The 5028-nt window shown below is 51.5% G+C and carries 4 protein-coding genes and 1 pseudogene; 3 read left to right on the plus strand and 2 right to left on the minus strand.

What is annotated here, in order from left to right:
* On the minus strand, positions 1-1602 hold a 1602-nt coding region (topA, locus tag V6D20_02090), incomplete at its 3' end, for a type I DNA topoisomerase (GenBank protein HEY9814588.1).
* Positions 1603-1701: 99 nt separating this feature from the next.
* A pseudogene (locus V6D20_02095) lies at positions 1702-1905 on the minus strand (transposase).
* Here V6D20_02095 and V6D20_02100 point away from each other — a divergent pair.
* The 3 genes from V6D20_02100 (at position 1886) to V6D20_02110 (ending at position 4777) form a co-directional block, all read left to right on the plus strand.
* Positions 1886-2251: a GNAT family N-acetyltransferase gene (locus V6D20_02100; protein HEY9814589.1), complete on the plus strand. Its 366-nt coding sequence runs from the start codon at positions 1886-1888 to the stop codon at positions 2249-2251. The pseudogene V6D20_02095 and the gene V6D20_02100 sit on opposite strands and share 20 nt — an antisense overlap.
* Positions 2252-2614: 363 nt before the next feature.
* A complete protein-coding gene (locus tag V6D20_02105; protein HEY9814590.1) occupies positions 2615-4009 on the plus strand; it encodes a cytochrome P450 in 1395 nt (464 codons plus the stop codon).
* Between the two features lie 195 nt (positions 4010-4204).
* Complete coding sequence (locus V6D20_02110) at positions 4205-4777, plus strand: dihydrofolate reductase family protein (GenBank protein ID HEY9814591.1); 573 nt, start codon at positions 4205-4207, stop codon at positions 4775-4777.
* The last annotated feature ends 251 nt before the right edge of the window (positions 4778-5028 follow it).

A 5028-nucleotide genomic window follows, 5' to 3' on the forward strand; every position in this document is an offset into this window, starting at 1 on the left:
ATCCAACGCCGTCTCCATCTGAGCCGTAAATTCCGGCTGAATCAAGTCTGGTAGCAGCTTTTCCAAAGCCCCGTCCAGTTCCAATCCCAATGCCGTCGGCTGCAACTTTCCCTGCAGCAGGCCCACATACTCTCGTTGCCGTAAGGTTTTGATAGTCGGAGCATAGGTGCTGGGTCGGCCAATCCCCTTTTGTTCCATCAGTTTCACCAGCTTGGGTTCGCTGTAACGCGGCGGCGGCTGAGTTTGCTTCTGATCCGCCTGGGCCTGCTCCAGTTGGAGGGCTTGCCCTTGAGTAATAGCAGGCAAAACTGAATCCGCACTGATGTTGTTCCAGTAACAGGTGTATCCGGCAAAGTCCAGCACCTGGCCGCGAGCTTCCCAGTATGCTTCGCCAGACTGGGTGACGATGCGCGTTTTGCGCAGACGAGCCGGAGCGCATTGCGAAGCCACTGCCCGATTCCAAATCAGCTCATAGAGCCTGGCTTGATCGAAGGATAGTTCCCGCTGAAGCTGCTGGGGTAGGTGATTCACATCCGTCGGGCGAATGGCTTCATGGGCTTCTTGAGATCCCTTGATGGCACGGTGCTGGGTGGTTTTGCGCAGCACGTTGGTGGGGTCATGCTGCTGGAGGTACTGGCGAACTGACTCACAAAAGGGCGCTGAAAGGATGACCGAATCGGTGCGCATGTAGGTGATGTGACCCTTTTCATAGAGCGCCTGGGCCACCTTCATGGTCTGTTCGGGGCTGAAGTGGAGTTTAGAGCCAGCAGCCTGCTGCAAGGTCGAGGTAATAAAAGGAGGCGGGGGCGATTGAGTGGTCTGTTTACCTTCGATGTGTAGAACTTTGTGGGAGTGGGTTTGGGCGATCGCCACCAGCTCATCCGCCCGATCTTGAGACCTGACTCGATCCGATTCACTCTCAGCGCTTTGATCCTCCGCGTTTTTCGTAGACTTCCGCTGCGGCTTAGGACTACTGCGATAGAAGGCTTTGAAGCCCTCCCCATAGGTGACCCACACACTCCAATAATCCTGCGGTACAAAGGCTTGAATCTCGCGTTCTCGAACACAGAGCAGGTGCAGCGTCGCGCTCTGGACTCGCCCCATGGACTTTGCGCCATTCTTCAGGGGCCAGACGACATGGCGACTGCCGGTGTAGCCCACCAGTTTATCCAAGCAGTCGCGGGCACGTCCGGCAGCGATGAGGTCTTGGTTGAGGGTGCGAGGATGGGCGATCGCCGCCCTCACCGCTTGAGGCGTGATCTCGCTGTAGACTACCCGCTGAGGATTCCGCAGATTCAGCGCCTGCTGCAAGTGCCAGCCGATGGTTTCCCCTTCGCGATCGGGGTCGGTGGCGATGTAGACGCGATCGGCGGCGTTGACTGCCTGGCGAAGTTCTGAGAGCACTTTCTTAGAACGGGCATCGCGGGGCTGGTAGCGACAGTCAATGGAACCGGCCCCCAGGTCAAAGCCCAGGGCATCGTCGCCGTCATTGGCGAGTTCGCGCACATGGCCCATGCTGGCTTTAATCACCCAGCCTGAACCCAGGATTTGCCCCAGTTTCTTCACCTTGCCGGGGCTTTCAATCAGTAACAGATTTGGCATGGTCTCTTCAGATTACCTCTCAACTTAATAGTACATTTGAATCTTCTCAGGCGTAATTTAAATCTTCAGTTGTCCTTCATAAGGATGTGAATTCGACAGTTAAAAAGCAGCTTGGGAGAGGGCTTTCAGTTCCTCGTCTGGGATGCCCAACGAGGGCTTATCCGGATGATAGACATAGGCAATCAGACCCGAGACCAGGTTCACCAGAAAATTGAAGGGGCTGCGGTGTCGCGAATGCTCGATCTGACACAAGTGATTGAGCTGGTCATTGACCGTCTCAATAATGAGACGCTTGCGTAGCAGCTTGAATGGTTGGTCTTCAGCCCAAAAGCCTAAGGTGCTACATCAAGCATTACTCCATTCCCATTCCCTTGTTTCAGCTTGGCATCACGAAAAACTCGTTGGCATCGGCAACGCAATCTCAGATGGTTTTTTAGTGGTGTATTATCCCCATCTGTTAGTTCATCCAGACTATCAAGGTCAAAGAATTGGCACAGGAATTATGGACATCTTAAAGCAGAGATATGAAGGAATGCACATGCATATGCTTGTGGCTGACAGCGAAGCGATCGCCTTTTATGAACAATGTGGCTTTACAAGGGCAGGGAACACAGAGTCCATGTGGATATATGCTGACGACGACCATTAAACGAGGGTTGCTTGAAGATGCCAAATGATACCGAGGGCGGGGGCACATCTATAACTCCTACTCTATCCGAAAGCAATGAGATACCTATACGTTGAGGCACTTGTGCCAAGCAGCCAAGTCTTTATCGTGAAACACAGCAGGAGATATAAAGCGATCGCCCCTGCTTAGTTTGAACGCCTTTGGCAACTCATCGGCATTCCGGCACTGGTTAATCAGGTGGATGGAAAGGAGTCGTAAACTTGAAAATATGCGGACCTTTGCTGCCTATCCATCATGCAGGGGTCTATGATGCAGATTATTCGCAATTCTAAAACATCAGCTTTTTCGTGATGAAGAAAGCAAATCTGTAATTAGGTAACTGCTATGTCACTCCCCAATGGACCAAAAAATCCGGCAATTTGGCAAATGTTTTACTGGATTACCAAACCATTTTCATTTATGCGTAGCTGTGCTCATGATTATGGCGACTGCTTCACGGTCATGCTGGGTGAGAAATTTGCTCCCGTCGTATTTTTCAGTCATCCTCAAGCCCTGCAAGCCATTCTGACTAGCGATGATTCAAAGATGTTTGATGCTCCTGGTGAGCTAAACGGTCTATTTGAACCATTTCTAGGAACGCAATCTGTGATTGGGTTAAGTGGCGATCGCCATCGCAGGATGCGTCACCTGATGATGCCCCCGTTTCATGGCGAACGGATGCGTTCCTACGGACAACTCATTGGCAGCATTACTGAGGATGTCATACGCGAATGGACTGTTGGTAAATCTTTCTCAGTTCGGGAGGCTATGCAAGCTATTTCTATGCGAGCGATCTTGGGGGCTGTGTTTGGTCTAGCCGAGGGACCCCGCTACCAGCAACTAGAGAAACTTCTGGGAACCATGCTCAATGAAATGAGTAACCCCTTGAGCGTCAGCCTCCTCTATTTTCCAATCCTTCGTCAGGATTTAGGGACACTGAGTCCCTGGGGCAACTTTATCCGTAAACGACAACAAGTTGACCAGATCATCTACGATGAGATTTCAGAGCGGCGAACACAGCCCGATGGTTCTCGTGACGATATCCTTACGTTACTCATGTCTGCCCGTGATGAAGCAGGTGAGCCTATGACGGATATGGAGTTGCGCGACGAATTAATGACGCTTTTAGTCGCTGGTCATGAAACAACTGCCACCGCTCTAACTTGGGCATTGTATTGGATTCACAAATTTCCCAGCGTTCGCCAGCAACTGCTGCAAGAGCTTGAGGAAATGGATGTCCCCCTCGATTCTAACGCTCTTTTGCGCCTCCCCTATCTGAATGCAGTCTGTTGTGAAACGCTACGGATTTACCCGGTGGGAATGCTGACGTTTCCACGGGTGGTTAGATCGTCTGTTGAGTTGATGGGGCACTCACTTGCCCCTGGAACTATTGTGATGGGTTCGATCTATCTAGCCCATCGCCGTGAGGATATCTACCCAGATCCGGAGCAATTCAAACCAGAACGCTTTTTGGAACGCCAATTTACTCCTTTTGAATATTTGCCTTTTGGTGGGGGCAGTCGACGTTGTATTGGTATGGCGTTTGCTCAATTTGAAATGAAAGTGGTTTTGAGTAGAATCCTGTCACAGGTTGAACTAGGATTAGCTGATGCCCGTTTGGTGCAACCCGTGCGCCGAGGTCTGACATCAGGAGCATCTCCGGTACAACTGATCGTCAAAAACTACCATCCTACTCAACTTTCTCGAAGAGACTGTCACGACTCGCTCCTCAAATCATAAGTTAGATAGTCGGGGTTCTCTGTTTACAGGGACTGTTGGTAAAACAAAAATTTTGCCTATAATCTTTCTAACAAGCTCAATGTACCGGGACAACGTATAGCCTGCTGTCAGGTGTCTCAGACCAGTGATGGGGGAGGTTATCGATCTAATAAGTTGTTAGGTGGTCACAATTAGGTATCGAAAGCGAAAACAGTTATGAAGACTCAGTACTACACAGCCACAAGCCTTGATGGGTTCATCGCGACCGAAGATGATTCGCTAGACTGGCTATTTTCGCTGGGCGACCTAAATGACTCCAGCTACCCAGAGTTTATTGCTGAGGTAGGTGCATTGGCTATGGGATCGGCTACCTATGCGTGGATAGGTAGCAACGCTGATCAAGTCGCTGCCGAGACCGGGTCATCGTGGCCGTACACTCAACCTGTCTGGGTATTCACCAGTCGCAGTCTCCCGGTCATTGAGGGCGCAGACATTCAATTCGTAAAAGGGGATGTGCGTCACATTCACAAGGAAATGCGGGCGGCGGCGGGCGACAAGAACATCTGGATTGTGGGCGGCGGTGATTTGGCAGGGCAGTTCTATGATGCTGGGCTTTTAGATGAGCTAATCGTCCAGATTGGATCAGCTACTTTGGGCAAGGGTAAGCAACTGTTTCCGCGCCGGGTTCTGAGTCCAACCCTACGTCTGATCTCGGTTCGCCAAATCAGCACCGGTATGGCTGAACTTCGTTATGAAGTGGGTAAAAACAGTGTGGGCAGCACCGCCTAACAACGCCCACTCACCCGATCGTTTGGAGGCGATCGGGTGAGTGCGAGAAGTAATTGGAAACGGGTGTTGGGCGACGTTATGGAGTAGCAAGGATTCGCTGATGCTGTGCCAAGCGATCGCCCGAACTGCCCATACGCTGTTTTCCCGGGCGGGGCTACAGCAGACCGTGATGGGCTGGAGGTAACGGTGAAGATGATGGGGGCGATCGCCCCTGCTTAGTTTGAACGCCTTTGGCAACCCACCGACATTCC

The sequence above is a fragment of the Candidatus Obscuribacterales bacterium genome (assembly GCA_036703605.1).
In the GTDB taxonomy this organism is placed as follows: Bacteria; Cyanobacteriota; Cyanobacteriia; order RECH01; family RECH01; genus RECH01.

Excerpts from the sequence above, each read along its gene's own strand:
- V6D20_02100 (HEY9814589.1), top strand. The coding sequence starts at position 1,886 with ATGAGACGCTTGCGTAGCAGCTTGAATGGTTGGTCTTCAGCCCAAAAG.
- V6D20_02105 (HEY9814590.1), top strand. The coding sequence starts at position 2,615 with ATGTCACTCCCCAATGGACCAAAAAATCCGGCAATTTGGCAAATGTTT.
- V6D20_02110 (HEY9814591.1), top strand. The coding sequence starts at position 4,205 with ATGAAGACTCAGTACTACACAGCCACAAGCCTTGATGGGTTCATCGCG.